Here is a 24,922-nt window from a genome sequence, read left to right on the forward strand (position 1 = left end):
ATGACATTCATCGTGTCCGCTTCATCGACCTTTGATGATTCTTTCCAGAAACGTCCAGAGCGCATCGTCTGCCGAATAAGGGACGTTGAAGCGAAAGCACGCGCTTTGCGCATCGTTCGGACGAAAGTAGGATCCCGGCGCGAGCCAGATGCCGTCCTGCAATGCGCGTGTCGCGACGGCGCCGCCATCGGCCGGATCGATCGGCAACGCGGCCCACAGGAACAATCCCGCGCGCGGCCGGCGAAACAGTTCGACGCCCAGCGCGTCCATACGCTCCTCGACGAGCACATGCGCATCCTTCAGTTTCTCCACGACGAATTCGACATGTCGCGCATAGCGCCCTTCCGTCAGCACTTTTTCGACGATGCGCTCCGTCGCCTCCGATGACGTCAGCCCCACGGCCATCTTCGTGCGCGCAAGCTCGCGCAACACATCGCGTTCCGCGACGACATAGCCGCAGCGCAACGCCGGCGTAATCGTCTTCGCAAAACCGCCGACATACACGACGCGGTTCAGCCCTTCCATCGATGCGAGCAAGGGCGCGCCGGGCGGCGCAAGCTCGCGATTCACATCGTCCTCGACGACCCACAGGCCGTGACGCTCCGCGATCTGCATCAGGCGAAACGCCGACGCCATGCCGAAGGTCGCGCCCGTCGGGTTCTGCAAGGTCGTGTTGAGAAACACCGCTTTCGGCCGGTGCTCGACGACGATGCGCTCGAACACATCCGTATCGATGCCCGCGGCAGTGCGCGGCACGCCATGCACTTGCAATCCGGCGAGCCGCAAAATCTGCAGCAGATTGCAGTAGCCGGGATCTTCGACGACGACCGCATCGCCGGGACGCAGCAAGGTCCGTACGATGAGATCGAGCGCCTGCGTCGCGCCCGCGGTAAGAAGCACGTTCGATGCGGCATCGACGGGCAAGCCATGCCGATCCATCTGCTCCGCGATGCGCTCGCGCAGCGGCGCGAAACCGTATGGATGCCCGTAGTCCGCGATACGCGCCGCCGGCACGCGGCTCACCGCGCGCAATGCATGCTGAAGGCCGCTCTCATTGACCCATTCGTTCGGCAGCCAGCCGCAGCCGGATTTGATCGGCACCGAATGGTCGGCGAAAACGTCGGAAAGAAGCCAGGTCGCGGTGAGACTCGGCGGCTGCCATTCGACCGCGCGCACGCGCTCGCTGCGTCCGCGCGCGGCCACGCGATAACCCGAGCCGCGCCGCGCGGTGACGAGCCCCATCGACACGAGCCTGCCGTACGCTTCCGTGACCGTGAACGTGCTGAGACTTTCCGCCTGCGCGAGACGCCGCACCGATGGCAGGAGCGCGCCCGCGCGCAACGTCTGCTCCTCGATCGCCGTGGAGAACGCGCGCACCAGTTGTTCGACGAGCGTCGGCGCCTGCCGCGTGCCGCGCTCCAGCCTGAGTTCGATCATGGATTCGAGAATAGCGTGGCTTTAGCGAATCAGCCAATACAGTTCCCCGCATTTTGCCAGCACAGTTAGCAGCGCAGTGAACCAACTGTCTATGCCGCGCAATTTTGCCGGGGAATACAGTGGCCGTACTTCCTCAGGAGACCCCGAATGAATGCTCGCCCCGTGATCGAAGATCTCTCGTCGTTCTGGATGCCGTTCACCGCCAATCGCCAGTTCAAGGCCGCGCCGCGCCTGCTGGAAAGCGCCAAAGGCATGTATTACCGCTCGACGGACGGACGCGAAGTGCTCGACGGCACCGCCGGCCTCTGGTGCGTGAACGCGGGCCATTGCCGGGAAGAGATCGTCGATGCGGTGCAGAAGGCGCTCTCGACGCTCGACTTCGCGCCGACGTTCCAGATGGGCCATCCGCTCGCGTTCGAGGCCGCGACCAGGGTCGCCGGTCTGATGCCCGAGGGTCTCGACCGCATCTTCTTCACGAACTCCGGCTCGGAATCGGTCGATACGGCGTTGAAGATCGCGCTCGCCTATCACCGCGCGCGCGGCGAAGGTCAGCGCACGCGTCTCATCGGGCGCGAACGCGGTTATCACGGCGTCGGTTTCGGCGGCATTTCAGTCGGCGGCATCGCGCCGAATCGCAAGACGTTCTCGGGCGCGCTGCTGCCGTCGGTCGATCATCTGCCGCATACGCACGATCTTGCGCACAACGCGTTCACGAAGGGCCAGCCCGCGTGGGGCGATCATCTCGCCGATGACCTCGAGCGCATCGTCGCGCTGCACGATCCGTCGACGATCGCCGCCGTGATCGTCGAGCCGCTCGCCGGTTCGACGGGCGTGCTCGTGCCGCCGCAAGGCTATCTGCAGAAGCTGCGCGATATCTGCACGAAGTACGGCATTCTGCTGATCTTCGATGAAGTCATCACCGGCTTCGGACGTCTCGGCAAGGCGACGGCGAGCGAATACTTCGGCGTGACGCCCGATCTCATCACGATGGCCAAGGCGATCAACAACGCGACGATCCCGATGGGCGCCGTCGCCGCGCATCGCAAGGTGCACGACACGGTCGTCGATGCAGGCGCGGCAAACGCGATCGAGCTGTTCCACGGCTACACGTATTCGGCGCATCCGGTCGCTACCGCCGCCGCCATCGCGACGCTCGATCTGTATCGGCGCGACAAGCTGTTCGAGCGCGCGGCATCGAAGGCCGGAAAGTTCGAAAGCGCCGTGCATGCGCTGCGCGATGCGCCGTTCGTGAAGGACATCCGCAATCTCGGGCTCGTCGCGGGCATCGAACTCGAACCGCGCGAAGGCGCACCGGGCGCGCGCGCGTACGAAGTGTTCGTCAAGTGCTTCGAGGCGGGCGTGCTCGTGCGTTATACAGGCGATATCCTCGCGTTCTCGCCGCCGCTCATTATCGAAGACGATCAGATCGATCAGATCTTCGGCACCGTGCGAAAGGCGCTGGAAAGCGTGGAATAAGCGCCTTTTCGTCGCTTAACAGCCCGGCTTCCCGCGATGAGAAGCCGGGCTTTTTATCGCTCCATGACGAGCAACGTCGAGGTCGCCGATGCGAACAAGCGGCCGCTCGCGTCCTTGAGCGTCGCTTCGGCGAATGCGGCGCGGCGTCCGATCGACAGCACGCGCCCTTCCGCGCGAAGCAATCCCGTATCGCGCGTGATGGCCTTGTGATACGCGACCTTCAGTTCGAGCGTCGTATAGGCTTGCGTCGCGGTCAGACATGAATGCACCGAGCAGCCGCACGCGGAATCGAGCAGCGTCGCTGCATAGCCGCCGTGCACGGTGCCGATCGGGTTGTACGCGTGATCGCCGGGTATGCCCGCGAACACCGCCCTGCCCGCTTCCACTTCGATGAAATCGAAATCCAGCGACAACAGAATGCCCGGCCTGCGCCCGCATGCGATCAGCTTGCGCAGTTGCGCGAGGCCGTCGAGGCCGGCGGCGGTTTCCTGTACCAAGCTCATTTCGTCGTCTCCGTTTTATTGCTGGCGGTCTTGATCGCGTCGTCGCCGGTCACGCTCCAGCCGCCGCCGAGCGATCGATAAAGCGCCACTGCCGCGAGCGCATGTTCACGCTTCGATTGATTGAGCGCATCGGCATCGCGCAGATAGGATTGCTGCGCGTCGAGCACATCGAGAAAGCTGGCCGCGCCGCCCTTGTACAACTGCGTCGACAGCGTGAGCGATTGATCCGACGCGGACAGTGCATCGGTGAGACGCGCGGTCGATTCGGTCGTGCTGACGAGATCGCTGCGCGTATCCTCGACATCCTTCAATGCTTCGAGCATCGTCTGACGCAGATGCAGTTCCGACTCGCGCATCCTGCTCTCGTTCTGCTCGATCTCCGCCGTGATGCGGCCCGCGTTGAAGATCGGGCTCGTCGCGTTGAGCGCGGCGGAGAAGAGGTTATCGGTCAAGGTCGGCAAGCCGAGATACGACGATGCAAGCAAGCCATCCGACAGACGCAGCGAGAACTTCGGATAGCGTTCCGCACGCGCGACGCCCACTTCCGCCGCGCGCTGCTGCACGGTCGCATACGCGACGAGCACGTCGGGGCGGCGCAACAGCGCATCGGACGGAAGCATCTGCGGCGCGCCGCTCGCGGGCACGGGAATGACCGGCGTTTCGCCCGCATTCGCGAGCATGAGCTTGTCGATGGATTCCGGCGTGCGGCCCGAGTACACGGCGATCAAGCTCAACTGATGCTGAATCGTCGATTGCGTTCGCGGAATGCGCGATTGCAGATCGCTTAGCTGATTCTGCGCGCGCGCGACATCGAGCTTCGTCGACAAGCCGTATTGCAGGCGACGCTGCGTGAGCTTCAGCGCGCGCTCGCGTATTTGCTCGTTATCCTGGAGTATCTTCAGTTCCGCTTGTGCCCAGCGCAGATCGACATATGCGGCTGCCGTATCGGCGGCGAGCGCGAGCCTGATCTGATCCGCCGCATGTTCACGCCCGACGAGCTGCGCCTGCGATGCCAGCAGTTCGAGCCGTTCGCCGCCGAACACATCCGGCGTCCAGCTCAGCGCAAGGCCGAATCCTGCCTGCTTCACGTAGCCGAGCGGCGGCGGCGTGTTCTGCCGCGTGTAGGCGCCGCCCGCGTTCGCATCGAGTTGCGGCAGCAAGGCCGCGCGACGTTGCGTCGTAAGCGCCTGCGCCTGCTTCACGCGCTCGACGGCGGCCTGCACATCGAGGTTATCGTTCAGCACGGAAGCGACGAGTTCGTGCATCGCCGGATCGTTGAACTGATTCCACCATGCGGCGGGATCGGCGGTCTCCCTGGGCACGTCGGCATCGACGCTCCAGTTCGCGGGCGCTGTCGCGTTGACCGTTGCGGGCAAATCGGCGTGTGCGGCGGGCTGGACCGCGCACGCGGCGAGCGTCAGCGCCGTCACGCCGGAAAGTAGTGCGACGAGAAGTTTGTTCATGATCGAAGCATCCGGACAAGGCTGGGTTCAATGCGCATCGGACGAAGGCGGCGCGCTCGTGATCGGCTTGGCGAAAAGCACCGTCGTCAGGCCGACGAGGAAGCACAGCGCGAGCACGTAGAAGCAATCGGCGAAGGTCAGCACGAGCGCCTCGCGCATCACGAGCGCATGCAGCGATGCAAGGCCCGCTTGCGACGCGTTCAGCGCATCGCCGGCGACGGATGCGAGATGCGCGGAACTGCGCGCGATGGTGTCGTCGATGACGGGACGTCCGATCGTCACGTTCTCGTTCAGATGCAGATAGTGGAGATTGAGGCGGTCGTTGAGCATAGTCGCGCTCACCGCGATGCCGATCGCGCCGCCGAGATTGCGCATCAGATTGAAGAGCCCGCTCGCCGACTTCAAGCGCGATGGCGGCAGCGAACCGAGCGCCATCGTCACGATGGGCGGCACCGCGAACTGCTGGCCGATCCCGCGCAACGCCTGCGGCAAGAGGAACTGTTGCCAGCCCCAGTCGTGCGTCAACGGCGTATAGAAGTAACATCCGGCGCCGAAGCAGACGAGACCGAACGCGAGCAGCACGCGCATGTCGATGAAGCGCGAAGCGAAGCCGTACACGCCGATCGAAAGCAACTGGAAACAGCCTACGGATAGCAGCGTGAGACCCGTGTGCAGCGAATCGAAACCACGCACGCGCGCGAGAAACACGGGCGTCAGAAACACCGACACGAAGATGCCGATGCCCGTCACGAAGGAAAGCAGACTGCCGATCGCGAAGTTGCGCACGGCGAGCGCGCGCAGATCGACGACCGGATCTTTCGCGGTGAACGCATGCACGAGGAACAGAAAGCCGCAAATCCCCGAAACCCACGCGCACGCGATGATCACATCGTCGCCGAACCAGTTCTTGCGCGGCCCTTCTTCGAGCACGTATTCCAGACAGCCGAGAAAGCCCGACATCAGCACGATGCCGAGATAATCGCCCTTCTTCAGCAACGCAATGTTCGGCTCGTCAACGTGCACATACTTCGGCACGAGCAGCGCGACGACGAGACCCGGAACAACGTTCAGATAGAAGAGCCAGTGCCACGACCATTGATCGGTGATCCATCCCCCGATGACCGGGCCGACGGCGGGCGCGAGCGACGCCAGCGCGCCGATCGTCGTCGATGCAATCAGGCGCTGCTTGCCGGGAAACAGCACGAACGCGGTCGTGAAGACGGTCGGGATCATCGCGGCGCCGAGCGCGCCTTGCAGGCCGCGAAAGAGGATCATCGAATTGATGTCCCACGCCATGCCGCACAACATGCTCGTGATCGTGAAGCCGACCGCCGAAGCAACGAATAGCCAGCGCGTGGAAAACACTTTAGAGAGCCAGCCCGACATCGGGATGACCAGAATTTCGGCGATCAGATACGACGTCTGCACCCACGACAGTTCGTCCTGGCTCGCCGACAATCCGCCGCCGATATCCTTCAGCGACGACGCGACGATCTGGATATCGAGCGTCGCCATGAAGAAGCCGAGGCACATCAGCGCGAAAGCGAAGACGCGCTGCTTGATCGGCTGGCTCGCGGGATCGGAGGGAACGGTGTGTGTCATCGCCGCGCTCCTCAACCGTTCGACTGCTTCGCGAGATGCACCTTGACCGTCGCGGAGAGGCCCGGACGCAGCACCGATTCCATGCCCTTCGGCACATCGAGGCGGATGCGAACCGGCACGCGCTGCACGATCTTCGTGAAGTTGCCAGTCGCGTTCTCGGCGGGCAGCACGCTGAAGGTCGCGCCGGTCGCGGGCGCGAGACTTTCGACGTGACCGCTGAGCGGCACGCTCGATGCGTCCAGTTCGACGTCGGCTGCATCGCCCGCGCGCATCTTCTTCAGTTGATCTTCCTTGAAGTTCGCATCGACCCACAATCCCGTCGACGGAACGATGGTCAGAAGCGACGTGCCCACGTTCGCGAGCACGCCCACGCGCGCCGTGCGATTGCCGACGTAGCCATCGACGGGCGACCGGATCGTCGTGTATTCGACGTTCAGTTCCGCGACACGGCGCGCGGCTTCGGCGGTCGCCACGCGCGCCTGCGCATCCGCGATCTGCGCTTCGATCACGCTCAACTGGCGCTTCGCCGCGACGAGCGATGCGCCGCTGCGGTCGACTGCCGCCTGCGCCTTCGTGTAGTCCGCGTCGGCGCGCTCGACGATCTGGTTCGATACCGCATCGTCCTTCACGAGCTCGCGATAGCGCACGCGATCCTGGCCGGTGCGCGTAAGTTCCGCCGACGACGCGCGCACTTCCGCCTGCTGCTGATTGATGACGGCCGCCTGCAATGCGTCCTTCGCCTGCAGTTCGACGACGGCCGCGCGCGCGCTGGACAGTTCGGCGTCGGCTTGCGCGAGGCGCGCGTCGTAATCGCGTGCGTCGAGTCGGATCAGCACTTGCCCCGCCGTCACGCGCTGGTTGTCCTGCACGAGCACGTCGGTGACGAAGCCGTTCACCTTCGGCGCGAGCACGGTGACGTCGCCGCCGACATAGGCATCGTCGGTCGTCTGGACGAAGCGCAGCACGAGCGCCCAATACGTTGCCGCCGCAATCAGCACGAGACCGACCAGGCCTAGCGCAAGCAGCATCCAGGGAATCCTGCGCGCCTGCCGCGCGACAGCCGGCGCCGCAACCGAGGGGATATTCGTCGTAGGTGTCGTCATTTGCGATTGTAGTGCATATGCACAATTCAATGTGAAGGAATGGGCGAATCCACTGCCCGTCATAGCCCCGAAGACTAGTTGTGCATATGCACGACGTCAACCGTCACGGCGCGCACGAGTGAATGACAGGGAAAGAAAGAATCGCGCAAAGCCTCGCGCTAGAAGGCGCGAAGCCGGTCTCGAGGTGCGTCGGGCAAGCCTTCGTCGGCGCAAAATCGCACCGCATGCTCGACAAACGCGCGCACTTTGGACGGCAGCAGCGCGCGCGTGCTGTAGGCGATACGGATTTCGATGGCCGAATCGACGCGCTCGTAGGCATCGAGCAGCGTGACGAGCCGCCCCGCCGCGACCTCTTCGGCGACGAGCGCCGTCGGCAGCACGCCAATGCCGAAGCCCTGCAACGCCATCTCGCGGTTGAACACCGCGCTGTTCGACGTGATGTCGTGATTGAGCGGCACGCGCAATTCCTCGCCGCCGATGCGAAACGTGAGCGCCGGCTTGCGGATCGATGGCGACATCGGCACGAACACGTGATCGACGAGTTCGGACGGATGGCGCGGCGCGGGACGTTGCGCGAGATACGCGGGACTCGCGACGAGCACGAGCGGAATGGACTCGAGCAGGCGCGTGACGGCCGTATCGGTGGATAGCATGAAGGGCAGCACGATCGCGAGATCGTAGCCTTCGCCGACGAGATCGATGGGCCGCTCGGTCAGCGTCACGTCGAGCCGCACGTGCGGGTGCGTGCGCCTGAAGCTCGCGACGAGCGGCGCGTAGCGGCTCATCATCACCGTCGTGTGCGAGACGAGCCGCAAGAGACCGGTCGCTTCGCTCGCGCGGTTCGATGCGCGCTCCTCCATCGCCTGCAATTCGTCGAGCAGACGCGAGCAGTCGGCGAAGAAGCGCTCGGCGGTTTCCGTCAGCGAAATCTGCCGCGTCGTGCGATTGAAAAGACGGCTGCCGAGCCGTTCTTCGAGACCCGCGATCGCGCGCGATACGACCGGCGGCGACAAGCCGAGAATGTCGGCCGCACGCGCGAAGCTCTTCGCTTCGACCACCGTGCAAAACACCTTCAGGCTCGTCAGATAGTCCATGTGCGCGTTCGTATCGCTTGCAAAGAGCCTCGATCATGGCATGAAGCCGCCGCATTCGCACGATGAGACGATCGCGCAGTTTTACGAGCCGCGCGAGCATTCACGCGAGAACCGCACGCGCCTAAAGTTCAACCCATGCCATCCACATGGCCAACCACTGAACGAAGGAGCACATCATGTCACGTCTTTCCCAGATCAACGTCAACGAAGCAACGGGCGTCACCGCCGACCTTTTCGCCGCCATCAAGAAGGCCGCGGGCAAGGTGCCGAACGCGTATGCGACCATCGGCACGCATAGCCCCGCCGCGCTGCGCGCCGCACTCGAAGGCGATGCGATTCTTGCGAAGAGCAGCATCGACAAGGCCGATGTTGAAGCGATCAAGCTCGCCGTCAGCGAACTCGTCGGCTGTGATTACTGTGCCGCCGCGCATACGCTCGTCGGGAAGATGGTCGGGCTGTCGCAAACGGACACGCAGCAGATCCGCGCGGGCGAACCGACCGGCAACGCAAAGCGCGATGCGCTCGTGCGCTTCGTGCGGCATGTCACGAGCACCACCGGTACGGTCGATGCGGCGCGGTTGAACGAAGTGCGCGAAGCGGGCTACTCGGAAGCGCAAGTGATCGACACGCTGTTCGCGATGAGCGTCATCAATTTCACGAACCTCGTGAACCGGGTGAACGATACGGCGATCGACTTTCCCCCGCTCGTCTAAGTCTGCGCCGGGCCTTTGGTCAGCCGGTCGATGACGGAGCTCACGATATCGACCGGCACCGGAAACACGATCGTCGAGTTCTTGTCGCCGGCTATCGATGTCAGCGTCTGCAAATAGCGCAACTGCATCGCCTGCGGTTGCTGGGCGAGCATCTGCGCGGCCTGCAACAGCTTTTCCGATGCCTGCAGCTCGCCTTCCGCATGAATGATCTTCGCGCGCCGCTCGCGCTCGGCTTCGGCCTGCCGGGCGATCGCGCGGATCATCGTTTCGTTGATGTCGACGTCCTTGATCTCCACGTTCGATACCTTGATGCCCCACGCGTCCGTCTGCGAATCGAGCACGCGCTGGATGTCGGTATTGAGGCGCTCGCGCTCGGACAGCAGTTCGTCGAGTTCATGCTTGCCGAGAATCGCGCGTAACGTGGTCTGCGCAAGCTGGCTCGTCGCATCCAGAAAACGCGCGACCTGAATCACCGCCTTCTCCGGATCGACGACGCGAAAGTACACCACCGCGTTCACCTTCACCGACACGTTGTCGCGCGTGATGACGTCCTGCGGCGGCACGTCGAAGACGACGGTGCGCAGGTCCATCCGCACGACCTGCTGCACGACCGGAATGATCAGCACGAGGCCGGGCCCTTTCACCTTCCAGAAGCGCCCGAGCATGAACACGACGCCGCGCTCGTACTCGCGAAAGATGCGTACCGCCGACGCGACGATGAAGATGACGAGCGCGATCAGAATGCCGCTGAAACCGAAAGTAAGCCCCATTTTCAAGCCTCGTTGTGGATGTGTTCAGGAGTCTCGCGCGCGCCTTCGACCGGCTCGACGGTCAGCGTAAGGCCGTGACGCGAGATCACGCGCACGCGCGTGCCTTCTTGCGGCAACGTTCGCGCCGCGGCCGCCTGCACGCGCCAGCGTTCGCCGTGCACGCGCGCCCAGCCGCCGCCGGACTCTTGCGCCAGCATCACGCCGATCGTGCCTGGCATCGCTTCGCTTCCGCTCACGACGGGCCGCCTGCGCGCCTTGAGCGCGACGCCCGATACGGTGAACACGAAGAGCGCAGTCAAGAGCGCAAGCCCGGCGACGAGGCCGATGGGAATGCCGAAGCCCGGAACATCGGTATCGATCAGCATGAGCGCGCCGATCGCGAACGCGACGATTCCGCCGATGCCGAGCGAGCCGAATGTCGGCAGAAACATTTCCGCGATCAGAAAGCCCATGCCGAGCACGATCAATCCCAGTCCGACGTAACTGATCGGCAGGAGTTGCAGCGCGAACAATCCGACGAGCAGGCAGATCGCGCCCGCGACGCCCGGCAGCACCATGCCGGGATTCGCGAACTCGAAGAAAAGGCCGTACATCCCGATCATCATCAGAATGAGCGCGACGCTCGGGTCGGTGATCGTCGCGAGAAAGCGGCTGCGCCAGTCGGGTTGAAGCACGACGAGCGGCGCCTGTTTCGTCGCCAGAGCGTGATCGCCGCTCGCGGTTTTGACATGCCGGCCGTCGAGTTTTGCGAGCAGATCGGGCACGTCGCTGGCGGTCACGTCGATGACTTTCTGCTCCAGCGCTTCCGCCGCCGACAGCGCCACCGCATCGCGCACCGCGCTTTCAGCCCATTGAGCGTTGCGTCCGCGCAATTGCGCGAGGCCGCGTATGTAGGCGGCGGCGTCCTGCATCTGCTTACGCGTTTCGGTCGATTGCGATTCCGCGGTCGATGCCGCTTTGCCCTCGCGATCCGCCCCGCCGATGCCAAGTTGCACCGGCGATGCCGCGCCGAGGTTCGTGCCGGGCGCCATCGCCGCAATGTGGCTCGCATAGGTGATGTACGTGCCCGCGCTCGCGGCGCGCGCACCGCTCGGCGCGATGAACGCGGCCACCGGCACCGGCGAGCCGAGTATCGCCTGAATGATCGAGCGCATCGAGAGATCGAGTCCGCCGGGCGTATCGAGTTCAAGCACGGCGAGTTGCGCGTGCTCGTCGGCGGCGCGCGCGAGCGAACGCACGACGAAATCCGCGCTCGCCGGTCCGATCGCGCCTTTCAGCGGAATCACGACGACGAGCGCGGGCGCGGGCGCCGCCACGACGCTCATCGGCGTGAACGCGAACGCGATCAGCAGCAGCGCGTCGCGCACACGCCTGCACAGCCACTCAGCGAGGTTCGTTTTCATCGGCGAAAACCGCGGGCGCGCGGGCGCGGCGGTTCCTCGTGTTCGGTCCCTCTTCCAGCTTAGGTCAATTGCGAAATCACGGCCGGCGCGTCGTTCGCCGCGTCGTTCGATCAATGATCTTTTCGACATCCGCAGTTTCGCCGAGTGCCGACACGAAGCGCGCCGTGTCGAAATCGCGGGACACGCAGCCGTCGAGATAGACGAACCGGCGCTGCAGCGTGATCCAGAGGCTCGTTTTTTCACGCCATTGCAGCGACGCGTTCAGCGAATTCAGGCGCCGCGTCACGCTTTCGGCAATTTCCTTGTCGTAGTCGTAGCTGTTCGAGAGACGGCAGCGGCCCGCGATCCAGCAGCTATTGCCGCGTTCGATGCGGTAATGCGCTTCGTCGAGCCACTCTTGCTCTGTTTCCAGCGGACCGGGCGGCGCGGGGCAATCGGCGATGGCGTTCGATACATGCAGGAATGGATCGTTGCCGCGGTTCTGGCGCTTATCGTCGGCGTTCGCGATGGATGGGGCCGCGGCGAGCACGGCCGCAAGCGCCAGCATTCTGTAAGCCGCGTTTGCTTTCATCGTGCGCGCCTTCTATCGAGCCATCGTCCAATCAGGATAGTCCATCCGCGCGAATGAATTCGCGCGCGGGAAGCCGGTAAACTTGCAGCGTGGCGCATCGCCCAACTCCCGCACCGAGACCGACATGAAACAGGCACTCCACCATCTGACGGTCGCGACAGGCTCGCGCGGCCTGCACGAAGTCACCCGCGAGATCGATCGCTGGATCGACCTTCAGGACATCCGCACCGGTTTGCTCACGCTGTTTTGCCGGCATACATCGGCGTCGCTGCTGATTCAGGAAAACGCCGACCCCGACGTGCGCGTCGACCTCGAACGCTATTTCGAAGCGGTCGCGCCGGAAGCGCCGGGCCGTTACGTACACGACACGGAAGGCCCCGACGACATGCCCGCGCACCTGCGCACCGCGCTCACGACCGTGCAGCTATCGATTCCGGTCGAAGCCGGCCGCATGGTGCTCGGCACGTGGCAAGGCATCTATGTGTTCGAACATCGGACGGCGCAGCACCAGCGCGAACTCGTCTTGCATCTGATCGGCGAGTGACCTAATATACGCACCGCGTATATTCAGGAGCGGTGACGGTGACTACGGGACTTCAGCAGCAGACCATTCTTCGCGACGCCATGCGGCGTCTGAACATGACCCGCGATGCGTTTGCGGCACGCATCGGCGTTTCGCGGCGCGCGCTCGATACGTGGCTTTTACCGGACGAGTCGCCGGAATCGCGAGCAATGCCGGAAATCGCTGCGCGCTACGTCGGCGAAATCCTCGGCGGCCTGCCAGAGACTGGAACATATACGCAAAGCGCACATCAGACCATCGAGTTCGAGGGCCGGCCGCAACTGGTGTCCATCGATCAGTTTTCGCGCGAATCGGCCGAGGCGCTGTTCCGCACGGCTGACATGATGCAGCCTATCGCGCGGCGCAAGAAGATCACGCGCGTGCTCGAAGGTGCGGTGCTCGCCAATCTGTTCTTCGAGGCAAGCACGCGCACTCGCGTAAGCTTCGGCGCGGCGTTCGCGCGGCTCGGCGGCTCCGTGTGCGACACGACCGGTTTCACGTTCTCGTCAATGGCGAAGGGCGAATCGATCTACGACACGAGCCGCGTCATCAGCGGTTACGCGGATGCGATCGTCGTGCGGCATCCGGAGCAAGGCTCGGTTGCGGAGTTCGCGCGCGCGACGAACATACCCGTCATCAACGCCGGCGACGGCCCCGGCGAGCATCCGAGTCAGGCGCTGCTCGATCTCTATACGATCCAGCGCGAATTCTCACGTCTCGGCAAGATCGTCGACGGCGCCCATATCGCGATGGTCGGCGACCTCAAGTACGGCCGCACCGTGCACTCGCTCGCCAAGCTGCTTTCGCTTTACAAGGGGCTCAAGTTCACGCTCGTCTCGCCGGGTTCGCTGGAGATGCCGGCGCATATCATCGAGCGCATCGGGCGCGGCGATCATGTGATCGAACAGACGACGGACCTACGCGCGGGTCTCGCGGGCGCGGACGTCGTCTACGCAACGCGCATCCAGAAAGAGCGTTTCGCCGACGAATCCATCGAAGGCTACACGCCGGATTTCCAGATCAACCAGGCGCTCGTCGACGATGTATGCGGACGCGACACGCTCATCATGCATCCGTTGCCGCGCGACAGCCGCCCCGGCGCGAACGATCTCGCCACCGACCTGAACCACGACTCGCGCCTCGCGATCTTCCGTCAGACCGACAACGGCATCGCGATTCGCATGGCAATCTTCGCGGTGCTGCTCGGCGTCGAACACCAGGTGCGTCATTCGATGCGCGATGCCGCGTGGAAGTCTCCCGCTTCGATAGGCCCGGACGACGCGGTGTTCCATGGCTTCGATTAATACGTTTTTTACGCGTCGTCACCGTATCTTCGCGTGCTGTTGATATCCGGTGGCCTATGCTTCTACACAGAAAAAACGTGATGGAGCAACGGTCATGGACATGTCGCTTGCGCGGGTGGCGAGCCGCCGAATCTCGCGCGATGTAACGTTCGGCCCGTGTCAGCGTGTGCGCGTGCTGGCGTCGGCCCGTTTCGCGGACAACGACGTTTCGCGGGAACGCATACGCGCACTGTTTCATTCGCCGCTCGGCATTTACGTGAGTCAGGCACAACGTGAAGGCTGCGAACTTCGCCTCGAATTCGATACGGCCAGCGAAGACCTCGCCTTCACGCTGCGCACGTTGAAACGCGTGCTGCCGGAAGCGCGTGTCGAACGGATTGCACCGCGCGTGTTCGCGCATCGGGTGGAGATGCGCGACGCGGGTTGAACGCGATCATGTAACAGGAGGCTGGTCTGCCATTTGCCCTTCGCGCTCATACAGGGCGGCCGGTCTCATTTGCCTGATCTCGTCGTCGCTAAGCTCCCACGTGTCCGGATCCAATGCGATACCCCGGTTGATCTCCGCGTCCTCCTCGTCAGTGGGGAGGATGAGCCCGTTATACATTTGCACCATATTGCCTTACCTCTCTTTTGTTGGCGCGGCGCAGGCTGATAATGCGTCGCGCTTCGTTCCTAAGCGTGTAAACCACGCAAAACATAAGGCCGCGAATAGGCACGATGGCAACTTCGCGAACCTCTCCATAATCTCGACGACCATCTACCTTCGGCACGATACGGTGCCACTCAATCTCCCCCGCAAGCTGAAGCGACACACCATGCTGAAGCCGATTGATCGCGTCCTTCAACGGGTCAAACGTGATGTCGAAGTGCATTCATTGTGGTTCCCGGAAGTAGAAGTGACAAGGCGCGAAACGTCTGATTCTCGGATTACGATTAATCCGAACTGCGAACGATTTCGCGTCCCTTCATTCTTCCGAAGACCTCATGGCTTTTCTATAGACCGATCGGCCAACGAGCACGTGTGATCCTGAAGCTCCTCGGACGACGCCCAGTCGCCGGGCTGCACATGATCGTTGAGCAGAAAGAACGCGTGCGCGCCATCGCTGCGCGCCGCGCCGACGAGCAGCAGCGTCTGCTCGCCCATCGTCTGACCGCGGCGCGCGGCATACGGCGCGACGAGCTTGAAAGGATCGGTGTGAGCGAGATCGGCATCGTCGATACGCATCGCGCTATACACATGACCGCGCAATCGCACGGGCAACGGCTGCCATTCCGTGCCGATGCCGGGCCCCACTTCGCGCAGCGTGCGTGCGACGTCGGGCGCAATGCAATCGACATGAATGTGCAACTGATTCTGCGTGCGCCCGCTCGCCGAATTGATCGCGAGCGAGACCTCGTCGCGCGGCAGCGTCCGGCCCAACGCGCGATCGACATAGACACGCGCATTCCACGCGTCGCGGAAATAGTTCGGCGCATCGGGCGCGAGCAGTTCGGGACTCTCGATGCCGCTCACGCGTACGGTCGGAATCAGCAGATATTGCGCGATGCCGACGATGTCCTTCAGCACCGCATAGCCGCCCGCGAGATTCACGTCCGCGCATTTCTGCCGGACCTGCGCGCCCTCGGCGGCCGGCTCGCAGTAGTCGTGGACGATGTGCCACAACGCGTTCGGATCGGCCGCGCACGCAAGCGGAAAACAAAGCGCGCCAAGCGCGGCGAGACGGCGAAGTGATTGCGGAATGTTCATTGGCATGATCGGGCAGCGCGAAAGAGTAGCCAGCCTGCCGGATTATGCTTGCACGCGTGTGAATGCGTCGAAACATGACGAAGCCCCGCATTGAAACCGACGCGGGGCTTTCGTCGAGCGGCGCGCGAATCAGGCTGCTTCGGCGCGATTCACCGGATGCGGTTCCTTCAGCTTGTTCGCCACGCGCGCCGCCTCGAAGTACGAGGCGTCCGGCGGACGCTTCAGATACTGCCCCGCGCCGCGCTCTGCACGCAGATCGCCGTCGACCCACGCGAGCGCGCCGCGCGTGAGCGTATGCGTCGCGACGCCTTGCACTTCCATGCCTTCGAAGACGTTGAAATCGACTTTCTGATGATGCGTCTTCACCGAAATCGTGCGCGTCGCGTTGGGATCCCAGACGACGAGATCGGCATCCGCGCCCACTTGCACCGCGCCCTTTCGCGGATAGAGATTGAAGATCTGCGCCGCGTTCGCCGACGTGATGCGCACGAACTCGTTGGGCGTGAGACGTCCCATGTTGACGCCGTGATGCCAAAGCACCGACATGCGATCCTCGACCCCGCCGCAGCCGTTCGGGATCTTCGTGAAATCTTCGCGGCCCATGGCCTTTTGCGATGCGCAGAACACGCAATGATCGGTCGCCGTCGTGTGAAGCTGGCCCGATTGCAGCCCGCGCCACAACGCTTCGCGATGCTCGCTCGTGCGGAACGGCGGGCTCATCACGTGCGCGGCGGCGCGCGTCCAGTCGGGATCGCGATACACCGATTCATCGATCACGAGATGACCGGGCAGCACTTCACCGAAAACGCGCAGCCCTTCGTTGCGCGCCTTCGCAATGACGTCGACGGCATCTTTCGCCGATACGTGAACGATGTAGAGCGGCACGCCGAGCACTTGCGCGATGCGGATCGCGCGATTGGCCGCCTCGCCTTCCACTTCCGGCGGCCGCGACAGCGGATGCGCCTCCGGTCCTTTGAAACCTTTCGCGAGCAGTTGCTTTTGCAGCTGAAAGACGAGCTCGCCGTTTTCGGCGTGGACGGTCGGCAGCGCGCCGAGTTCGAGCGAGCGCGTGAAGCTGTTCACGAGCACTTCGTCGTCGGCCATGATTGCGTTCTTGTAGGCCATGAAGTGCTTGAAGCTCGATACGCCGTGTTCGTGCACGAGCAGGCCCATGTCGCGATGCACGGACTCGTCCCACCATGTCACTGCGACGTGAAAGCCATAATCCGCCGATGCTTTTTCGGCCCAGCCGCGCCATTCCCTGAATGCGTCCATGAGCGGTTGCCTGGGACTCGGAATCACGAAGTCGATGATGCTCGTCGTGCCGCCCGACAGACCGGCGGCAGTGCCGGTGTAGAAGTCGTCGCTGGCGGTCGTGCCCATGAAGGGCAGTTCCATGTGCGTGTGCGGATCGATGCCGCCTGGCATTACGTATTGGCCGCCTGCGTCGATGATTTGCGTATCGGGAGGGGCTTCCAGGTCGGCACCGATGGCGAGGATGGTGCCGCCGGCTTGCGGGTCTGCGCAGAGGACATCGGCGCGGTAGGTGCGGTCAGCGTCGATGATGGTGCCGCCGCGGATTAATGTTGGCATTTGAGTGTCCCTCCGGTTGTTTGTTGCCTCTTGCTTTCGCTTTCGCTTTCGCTTTTGCGTTTGCTTTCGCTTTTGCGTTCGCTTCGCGGAATCCTGTAATCGTGTTGGTCTATTGGCTCTGCCCCTGTGCGGGGCGGCAGTCACTTTCTTTGCTGCTGCAAAGAAAGTAACCAAAGAAAGCAGCTTCTGTCACGCCCACGGTCACACGCACGTTGGGTAGTCCTCTCGTCCACCGTGGCACTCGCCTAACGTGTGCCCTCATCACAATCACCGGGCTTGGATCGCGCACGGTCCGTCATCTCGCGCCGCCTAGCTCATTGGTTCAGCACCAAATAGCTCCGGCCCCGCTGCGCGGCCGACCGATAAAGCAGGTCTGCACGTGCCTCACTACTGCGTGCCCCGCTGCATCGTCTCTACCTCACCGCACTTGCCGCCCATCGGTTTCCCTCGCAGACCCGACGGCAGCGCGTAGCGCTGTGCCGGAACCATTTCGCGCTGCACCGGTGTCCTCAACGGTGTTGGGCGGCAGACCGTGCGCGATCCAAGCCCGCTTGGGCCTACGATGGCACTCTTTAGGCGAGTGCCACGGTGGACGAGAGAACTACCCAAACTGCGTGTGACCGCGGGCTTGATAAGCTGCTTTCTTTGGTTACTTTCTTTGCAGCAGCAAAGAAAGTGACTGCCGCCCCGCACAGGGGCAGTGCTAATAGACCACAAAGAAACCGGGATCCGGCGAAACAAAAATATTCAAGCACTGAGAACCCTCGCCCCCGCGCCACCCCGCAACTTCATCCAGGACCCGTAAACGACAGCAGCAAGCAAGAGCCCAACAAACCAGGCATACGTATAGACCGTATTGAAGAACCCAGGCACATTCGGAAACGAAGCAGGAAACGCGGTATGCAAGAACCCTGGCAGATTCGGCAGCACGCCGACCAGCAACGCCACTACCGCCGCCACATTCCAGCCATTGCTATACGAATACTCTCCGTCCTCATCGAAAAGCTCGCGCTGATCGAGCCGCGTGCCGCGAATGAAAAAGTAGTCCACCATCAAGATGCCCGCAACCGGCCCGAGCAACGCCGAGTACCCAACGAGCCACGTGAAAATATACCCCTGCGTAGTAGCGAGAATCTTCCACGGCATCATGACGATGGCGATCGTCGCCGTAATCATCCCGCCCGCGCGATACGAAATCCCCTTCGGCCAAAGGCTGGAAAAATCATAAGCCGGCCCGACGAGATTCGCAGCAAGATTGCAGCACATCGTATCGAGCGTGAGGATGACGAGCGCAATGCCCACGCCGATGCCCGTCATGCGGCTCGTGAGATCGATCGGATCCCAGATCGCCTTGCCATAGATCACTACCGTCGCCGACGTCACGACCACCGATATCACCGAGAGCAGCGCCATCGGCACAGGCAAGCCGATCGACTGGCCGATCATCTGATCGCGCTGCGTGCGCGCAAAGCGCGTGAAGTCGGGGATGTTGAGCGCGAGCGTCGCCCAGAAGCCGACCATCGCAGTGAGACCCGGCCAGAACGTCGCCCAGAAAAGCCCTTCTTTCTTGCCGCCCGTGACGAACTGCGACGGCGCCGATAGCATCGAACCGATGCCGCCCGCCTTGCTCGTCGCCCACCACACGAGCGCGACGCACATCACGACCTTGATCGGCGCAGACCAGCTTTCGAGCCAGCGGATCGAATCGGTGCCATGCCAGATGAAGTAAAGCTGCAACGCCCAGAACACGAGAAAGCACGCGAGCTGCCCGAGCGATATGTCGATGACCGGCAGCGCCGCGCCGTGCAACGCGTTACCGGTGAGGATATTCAGGAGCGTATAGATCGCACTGCCGCCGAGCCATGTCTGAATGCCGTACCAGCCGCACGCGACGATCGCGCGCAACAACGCGGGCAGCTTCGCGCCCTGCGTGCCGAACGACGAACGCACGAGCACCGCATACGGAATGCCGTGCTTCGCACCCGCATGGCCGATCAACAGCATCGGCACGAGCACGATCATGTTGCCGAGCAGTACCGTCAATACCGCCTGCCACGGCGACATGCCCTGATCCGTGAGACCCGCGGCCAGCATGTACGACGCGATGTTCATCACCATGCCGACCCACAACGCCGCGAAGTGATACCACTTCCACGTGCGTTGCGCGGGGCCGGTCGGTGCGAGGTCGTCGTTGTACAGGCTGCTCGTTTCGACGTCATGCGCTGTCTGATTCATCGGATGCACTCCGTTTGAGTGTGCGGTTGTTCGTGAGAATTCAACGACGACGAGCGCTACGTTTATCGCTATTTTCAAGCCGCTTTCGCGGGTTCTTCCGCATCGATGCGCGCGGGATTGTTCGGGTGCGTGGTCCAGTTCGCGTACTCGCCCGCATCGACTCGCTCCATCGTGATGCACTGCTCGACCGGACAAACATGCATGCACAGATTGCAGCCGACGCATTCCGAATCGACCACTTCGAAATGGCGCTTGCCGTCCTTCTCTTTCAGGATCGCCTGATGCGACGTGTCCTCGCACGCGATATGACACAGCCCGCACTGTATGCACTTGTCCTGATCGATGCGCGCCTTGATGTCGTACTTGAGATTGAGGTACTTCCAGTCGGTGACGTTCGGCACGGCGCGGCCGCGAATGTCGTCGAGCGTCGCGTAGCCTTTTTCGTCCATCCAGTTCGAGAGGCCATCGGCGAGATCGGACACGATGCGAAAGCCGTAGTGCATCGCCGCCGTGCACACCTGCACGCTGCCCGCGCCGAGCACCATGAATTCAGCCGCATCGCGCCACGAGGAGATACCGCCGATGCCGGAGATCGGCAGGTTCGGCGTTTCGAGATCGCGTGCGATCTCGGCGACCATGTTCAATGCAATCGGCTTCACAGCGGGACCGCAATAGCCGCCGTGCGTGCCCTTGCCATCGACGGTCGGCATTGGTGCCATTTGATCGAGATCGACGGCGACGATCGAGTTGATCGTGTTGATGAGCGACACGCCATCCGCGCCGCCCTTGAACGCCGCGCGCGAACCCATACGGATATCGCTGATGTTCGGCGTGAGCTTCACGAGGCACGGCAACCTGGTGCCTTCCTTGACCCAGCGCGTGACCATCTCGACATATTCGGGCACCTGTCCCACGGCCGCGCCCATGCCGCGCTCGCTCATGCCGTGCGGACATCCGAAGTTCAGTTCGACCGCATCCGCGCCCGTGTCTTCGACTTGCGTGAGGATCCACTTCCAGTCGTGCTCGTTGCATGGAACCATTAGCGACACGATCAGCGCGCGATCCGGCCAGTCGCGCTTGACCTGTTCGATCTCGCGCAGGTTCACATCGAGCGGTCTGTCCGTAATCAGTTCGATATTATTCAGCCCTGCGATGCGTTGTCCGTTCCATTGCACCGCGCCGTATCGCGAGCTCACGTTGACGACATGCGGATCGAGCCCGAGCGTCTTCCACACGACGCCGCCCCAGCCCGCTTCGAAAGCGCGGTTGACGTTGTACGCTTTATCAGTCGGCGGCGCGGATGCGAGCCAGAACGGATTCGGCGACGTAATGCCGGCGATGTTGCAAGTCAGATCGGCCATGTTCGTGTTCTCCTTTTCTGGCTCAGGCGGCTTTGATCGCAGTCAGCTCGAACGACGCGTCGATGGACGCCGCCGCGAGCTTGCCGTCCTGCACGGCCTGCACGGTGAGATCGAGTCCTTCGTGGGTCGCGCAATCGCCGCCCGCCCACACTTTCGCGAGCGTCGTCTGACGGTTTTCATCGGTGACGATGCGCCCGCCATCGAGCGTCAGCAACTCGCAATCGATGCCGACGGGAACCAGCGCTTGCCCGATCGCCTTCAGCACCATGTCCGCTTCGATTACGATGCGCTCATCGCCGCGTTCGAACTCGACGCCGATCACATGGCCGTGATCGCCGAGCAACCGAAGCGGCTTCGCATGCGTGACGATGCTTACGCCATTGGTCTGCGCGAACTCGCGCTCGGCCCATGTCGCGCTCATGTTCTCGATGCCGCGCCGATACGCCATCGTCACCTGGGTCGCGCCGAGCTTGCGCGCCTGCACGCAGGCATCGACCGCGGTATTGCCGCCGCCGATCACGACGACGCGCCGCCCGACTTGCACGCTCGCAAGATCATCGGCCTGACGTACCTGCTCGATGAAATCGACCGCTTTCATCACGCCTTCGAGCGCTTCGCCTTCGAGCGCGAGTTCACGCACGCCGGCAAGACCGAACGCGATGAACACCGCATCGTATTGCTTGCGCAAATCGTCGAGCGTGATGTCGCGGCCGAGCGCTTTGCCCGCCTCGATCTCGATACCGCCGATCGAATGCAGCCATTCGATCTCGCGTTGCGCGAAGTCTTCGACCGTCTTGTATGCAGCGATGCCGTATTCGTTGAGACCGCCCGGCTTCTCGCGTGCATCGAAGATCACCGCGCGATGTCCCGCGAGCGCAAGCCGATACGCGCACGCAAGCCCCGCCGGCCCCGCGCCGACGATCGCAATGCGGCGCCCCGTTTCCGGCGCGCGCCTGAACAACGGTTCGCCCTTGGCCATCGCCCAATCGGTTGCGTGACGTTGCAATGCGCCGATCTTCACCGGCTCGTCGCCCTGATGATTGCGCACGCAGCTACCTTCGCAAAGTATCTCCGTCGGGCAGACGCGCGCGCACATGCCGCCGAGCGGATTGGCCGAGAGAATGTCGACGGCTGCGCCCTTCAGGTTGCCGTTGCCGATCTTGCGGATGAAGCCGGGAATATCGATGCTCGTCGGGCAGGCCTGCACGCACGGCGCGTCGTAGCAGTAGTGGCAGCGGCTCGCGGCGGCGTTGGCAGCGGTAGCGTCGAGAAGCGGCGCGACATCCGCGAACTCGCATGCGAGCTGTTCGTGCGTGAGGCGATGGCTCGCGATATCGCCGGTCGTTTTTGTGGTCATGCGCGTTCCTTGTGAGGACGTACGAGTGCCCGCCGTCCGCGTGCGACATCGCGGACGGTGTTGAACTTGAAAGAAAAAGCGCGCTGTTACGAAGCCGGTTCCGACGCGCGTTCGAGCATCGCGTGAAGCAGCACGTTCGCGCCCGCCTCGATCCACTCCTGCGTCGCGTCTTCGATCTCGTTATGGCTGATGCCGTCGACGCACGGCACGAACACCATCGACGTCGGCGCGACTTGCGCGAGATAACACGCGTCGTGGCCCGCGCCCGACACCATGTCGCGATGCGAATAGCCGAAGCGCTGCGCCGCCGCGCGCACGGACGCGACGCAAGCCGCATCGAACTTGACGGGCTCGTAATAGAAGATCTGTTCGAGTTCGGTCTGCAATCCGATCTCGTCCGCGATGCGCGCCACGCCTTCCCGCAATGCGGCGTCCATGCGCGCAAGCACGGCATCGTCGGGATGACGGAAATCGACGGTGAAGAACACGCGCCCCGGAATCACGTTGCGCGAGTTCGGATGGACCTGCATCATGCCGACCGTCGCGCAGGCGAGCGGCGCATGATCGAGGCCGATGCGATTCACGAGATCGACCACGCGCGATGCGCCCAGAAGCGCATCCTTGCGGCGCGGCATCGGCGTCGGGCCCGCGTGCGCTTCCTGTCCCGTGAGCGTGATCTCGTACCAGCGCTGACCTTGCGCATCGGTGACGACGCCGATCGTTTTGTCCTCGGCTTCGAGTATCGGCCCCTGCTCGATATGCAGTTCGAACGCCGCATGCAGCTTGCGGCCTCCGCACGGCAGGTCGCCCGCATAGCCGATACGCTTCAGTTCATCGCCGATCGTCTTGCCATCCACGTCCTTGCGCGAAAGCCCGTAATCGAGCGGGAACACGCCAGCGAACACGCCCGACGCGACCATCGCCGGCGCGAAGCGCGAGCCTTCCTCGTTGGTCCAGATGACGACTTCGATCGGATGCTCGGTCTCGATGCCGCGATCGTTGAGCGAGCGGATCACTTCGAGTCCGCCGAGCACGCCGTAAATGCCGTCGAAGCGTCCGCCCGTCGGCTGCGAATCCGCGTGCGAGCCGGTCATGACCGGCAGCGCGTCGAGGTTACGGCCCGCGCGGCGCATGAACACGTTGCCCATCTGATCGACGCTCACCGTACAGCCCGCTTCCTTCGCCCAACTCACGATGAGATCGCGTCCTTCGCGATCGAGATCGGTCAGCGCGAGACGGCAGACGCCGCCCTTCGGTGTCGCGCCGATCTTCGCCATCGTCATCAGGCTGTCCCACAGACGCTGGCCGTTCACCTTGATGGACGTATCGAGACCCGCCTCTCTGATTGCATCCGTTACAGCGTTCATTCGCCTCGCTCCTTACGATCGGACTTCGTATGTGAGTGACTTCGTTTCGTGCATGCCGGACTTCCGCGGTGCGATTCTGCACGGACCCGGTGCACGTTGTTCTTATGCGATGAATGATGCGAACCACGCGCCTCTGCGATGTTTCGAGCGCTCTTCAAATCCTGTCCAGTTGGACAGGTTGTAGCCGATTAAAATAAGCAAATCAACGTCTTTCGTGTGCGGGCAAACACGGAGAATACAAAGCGATAAGCATGCCATTGCGATGCAGCATCGGCGGGGATTGACCGTGAGCGCGCTTTCGTCGCGATGCAGCGCCGCACACGCGATTTACGCGCATGGCACGAACGGCCCGAATCAGGCACGATGCGGCACACACGGCGGAACATTTCGACGATGAGACACGACGACGCGGCTGAGCGCATCACCGGACACGAAGACATCGCGCCGCCATTACGGCGACGCAAGGCGCAAATACGCGAGAGCAACGAAGCACAACTGCTCGCGTGCGCGGAGGAAGTGTTCGCGGAGAAGGGACTCGAAGGCGCGAGCACGGCGATGATCGCGGAACGCGCGGGCTTGCCCAAGGCCAATCTGCATTACTACTTTCCAACGAAGCTCGCGCTGTATCGGCGGGTGCTGGAAGATCTGTTCGAGGACTGGCATCGCGCGGCGGATACCTTCGAATGCAGCGACGATCCGGTCGAAGCGATCGGCGGCTACGTGCGCGCAAAGATGGAGCTGTCGAGAAGAAGGCCGCTCGGCTCGAAGGTGTGGGCGAGCGAGATCATCCACGGCGCGCAGCACATGCAGGACATTCTCCACGAACGCGTGAAGCCGTGGCTCGATACGCGCGTGATCGTAATCGAAAGCTGGATCGCGCGCGGCTTGCTCGCGCCGGTCGAGCCGGACACGTTCATGTTCATGATCTGGGCGATCACGCAGCACTACGCCGACTTCGATGCGCAAATCCGCGCGTTGAAAGGCAAGCGCGCGCTCACGCGTAAGGCCTTCGACGAGCAGACCGAAGAAGTCGTGCGCCTCGTGATCCGCGCGTGCGGCGCAGTGTCGCCGCGTGTCGATGCGAAAGAGAACGCGCGATAAAAAACGCCGGCCGCTCGATAGCGGCCGGCGTCGACTGCTTACTACCTGTTGCTTACTGCTTACTTCTACTGCCGTACATCTGCGCTTTCTGATGTGCTGCTACTTCAACCGCTACTGCTCACTACCTCTACTGCCCTGCCCGGCGAAGCGTTGAATCGCG

The 24,922-nt window shown here is 63.0% G+C and carries 22 protein-coding genes; 6 read left to right on the plus strand and 16 right to left on the minus strand.

What is annotated here, in order from left to right:
* Positions 1 to 21: 21 nt before the first annotated feature.
* The gene (locus tag AWB77_RS28460; protein ID WP_061137812.1) at positions 22 to 1,437 is read right to left on the minus strand and encodes an aminotransferase-like domain-containing protein; all 1,416 of its coding nucleotides are present in this window, start codon (positions 1,435 to 1,437) and stop codon (positions 22 to 24) included.
* Positions 1,438 to 1,584: 147 nt separating this feature from the next.
* On the opposite strand from AWB77_RS28460, the gene aptA reads away from it, so the two are divergent.
* Positions 1,585 to 2,913 (plus strand): omega-aminotransferase AptA, encoded by a 1,329-nt coding sequence (gene aptA / locus AWB77_RS28465; RefSeq protein ID WP_061137813.1) that lies wholly within the window; start codon positions 1,585 to 1,587, stop codon positions 2,911 to 2,913.
* Between the two features lie 53 nt (positions 2,914 to 2,966).
* Here the strand turns inward: aptA and AWB77_RS28470 are convergent, their stop codons facing one another.
* The 5 genes from AWB77_RS28470 to AWB77_RS28490 form a co-directional block, all read right to left on the minus strand.
* Entirely contained in the window at positions 2,967 to 3,416 is a 450-nt protein-coding gene (locus AWB77_RS28470) for a PaaI family thioesterase (RefSeq protein WP_061137814.1), read from the minus strand.
* Entirely contained in the window at positions 3,413 to 4,879 is a 1,467-nt protein-coding gene (locus AWB77_RS28475) for an efflux transporter outer membrane subunit (RefSeq protein ID WP_061137815.1), read from the minus strand. The genes AWB77_RS28470 and AWB77_RS28475 overlap by 4 nt, the downstream gene beginning before the upstream one ends.
* Positions 4,880 to 4,906: 27 nt before the next feature.
* Positions 4,907 to 6,481, minus strand: coding sequence for a DHA2 family efflux MFS transporter permease subunit (locus AWB77_RS28480; protein WP_061137816.1), 1,575 nt, complete (start codon positions 6,479 to 6,481; stop codon positions 4,907 to 4,909).
* Positions 6,482 to 6,492: 11 nt separating this feature from the next.
* Positions 6,493 to 7,584 (minus strand): HlyD family secretion protein, encoded by a 1,092-nt coding sequence (locus AWB77_RS28485; RefSeq protein ID WP_061137817.1) that lies wholly within the window; start codon positions 7,582 to 7,584, stop codon positions 6,493 to 6,495.
* 158 nt (positions 7,585 to 7,742) lie between these two features.
* Complete coding sequence (locus AWB77_RS28490; RefSeq protein WP_061137818.1) at positions 7,743 to 8,678, minus strand: LysR family transcriptional regulator; 936 nt, start codon at positions 8,676 to 8,678, stop codon at positions 7,743 to 7,745.
* 176 nt (positions 8,679 to 8,854) lie between these two features.
* Here AWB77_RS28490 and AWB77_RS28495 point away from each other — a divergent pair, with 176 nt between their 5' ends.
* Entirely contained in the window at positions 8,855 to 9,391 is a 537-nt protein-coding gene (locus AWB77_RS28495) for a carboxymuconolactone decarboxylase family protein (RefSeq protein WP_061137819.1), read from the plus strand.
* On the opposite strand, the gene AWB77_RS28500 is transcribed toward AWB77_RS28495, so the two are convergent.
* The 3 genes from AWB77_RS28500 to AWB77_RS28510 form a co-directional block, all read right to left on the minus strand.
* Positions 9,388 to 10,161: a slipin family protein gene (locus tag AWB77_RS28500; protein WP_061137820.1), complete on the minus strand. Its 774-nt coding sequence runs from the start codon at positions 10,159 to 10,161 to the stop codon at positions 9,388 to 9,390. The two genes, AWB77_RS28495 and AWB77_RS28500, sit on opposite strands and share 4 nt — an antisense overlap.
* A 2-nt stretch (positions 10,162 to 10,163) precedes the next feature.
* A complete protein-coding gene (locus tag AWB77_RS28505) occupies positions 10,164 to 11,564 on the minus strand; it encodes an NfeD family protein (protein ID WP_061137821.1) in 1,401 nt (466 codons plus the stop codon).
* 76 nt (positions 11,565 to 11,640) lie between these two features.
* Positions 11,641 to 12,135, minus strand: a complete 495-nt coding sequence (locus tag AWB77_RS28510) for a hypothetical protein (protein ID WP_061137822.1) — start codon at positions 12,133 to 12,135, stop codon at positions 11,641 to 11,643.
* Positions 12,136 to 12,259: 124 nt separating this feature from the next.
* On the opposite strand from AWB77_RS28510, the gene AWB77_RS28515 reads away from it, so the two are divergent.
* The 3 genes from AWB77_RS28515 to AWB77_RS28525 all read left to right on the plus strand — a co-directional run bounded on the left by AWB77_RS28515 (position 12,260) and on the right by AWB77_RS28525 (position 14,428).
* A complete protein-coding gene (locus AWB77_RS28515; protein WP_061137823.1) occupies positions 12,260 to 12,679 on the plus strand; it encodes a secondary thiamine-phosphate synthase enzyme YjbQ in 420 nt (139 codons plus the stop codon).
* Between the two features lie 80 nt (positions 12,680 to 12,759).
* Entirely contained in the window at positions 12,760 to 14,001 is a 1,242-nt protein-coding gene (locus AWB77_RS28520) for an aspartate carbamoyltransferase (protein ID WP_061137824.1), read from the plus strand.
* 94 nt (positions 14,002 to 14,095) lie between these two features.
* On the plus strand, positions 14,096 to 14,428 hold the full coding sequence (locus AWB77_RS28525; RefSeq protein ID WP_061137825.1) for a hypothetical protein: 333 nt from the start codon (positions 14,096 to 14,098) through the stop codon (positions 14,426 to 14,428).
* A 169-nt stretch (positions 14,429 to 14,597) separates the two neighbouring features.
* Here AWB77_RS28525 and AWB77_RS28530 read toward each other — a convergent pair whose 3' ends face one another.
* From AWB77_RS28530 to AWB77_RS28560, 7 genes are all read right to left on the minus strand, one after another.
* A complete protein-coding gene (locus AWB77_RS28530; RefSeq protein WP_061137826.1) occupies positions 14,598 to 14,873 on the minus strand; it encodes a BrnT family toxin in 276 nt (91 codons plus the stop codon).
* Between the two features lie 110 nt (positions 14,874 to 14,983).
* A complete protein-coding gene (locus tag AWB77_RS28535) occupies positions 14,984 to 15,748 on the minus strand; it encodes a CDP-diacylglycerol diphosphatase (protein WP_244158681.1) in 765 nt (254 codons plus the stop codon).
* A gap of 129 nt (positions 15,749 to 15,877) precedes the next feature.
* Positions 15,878 to 17,341: a dihydropyrimidinase gene (hydA, locus tag AWB77_RS28540; protein ID WP_061137828.1), complete on the minus strand. Its 1,464-nt coding sequence runs from the start codon at positions 17,339 to 17,341 to the stop codon at positions 15,878 to 15,880.
* Positions 17,342 to 18,088: 747 nt separating this feature from the next.
* Positions 18,089 to 19,576 carry an NCS1 family nucleobase:cation symporter-1 gene (locus AWB77_RS28545; RefSeq protein ID WP_061137829.1) on the minus strand — a complete coding sequence of 496 codons (1,488 nt, stop codon included), beginning with the start codon at positions 19,574 to 19,576 and terminating at the stop codon, positions 18,089 to 18,091.
* Between the two features lie 74 nt (positions 19,577 to 19,650).
* Entirely contained in the window at positions 19,651 to 20,937 is a 1,287-nt protein-coding gene (gene preA / locus AWB77_RS28550; protein ID WP_061137830.1) for an NAD-dependent dihydropyrimidine dehydrogenase subunit PreA, read from the minus strand.
* Positions 20,938 to 20,959: 22 nt separating this feature from the next.
* Positions 20,960 to 22,294, minus strand: coding sequence for an NAD(P)-dependent oxidoreductase (locus AWB77_RS28555; protein WP_061137831.1), 1,335 nt, complete (start codon positions 22,292 to 22,294; stop codon positions 20,960 to 20,962).
* An 86-nt stretch (positions 22,295 to 22,380) separates the two neighbouring features.
* Positions 22,381 to 23,661 (minus strand): Zn-dependent hydrolase, encoded by a 1,281-nt coding sequence (locus tag AWB77_RS28560; protein WP_061137832.1) that lies wholly within the window; start codon positions 23,659 to 23,661, stop codon positions 22,381 to 22,383.
* A gap of 393 nt (positions 23,662 to 24,054) precedes the next feature.
* On the opposite strand from AWB77_RS28560, the gene AWB77_RS28565 reads away from it, so the two are divergent.
* Complete coding sequence (locus AWB77_RS28565) at positions 24,055 to 24,762, plus strand: TetR/AcrR family transcriptional regulator (protein WP_061137896.1); 708 nt, start codon at positions 24,055 to 24,057, stop codon at positions 24,760 to 24,762.
* Positions 24,763 to 24,922 lie beyond the last annotated feature (160 nt).

This window comes from Caballeronia fortuita (genome assembly GCF_001544835.2).
GTDB lineage: Bacteria > Pseudomonadota > Gammaproteobacteria > Burkholderiales > Burkholderiaceae > Caballeronia > Caballeronia fortuita.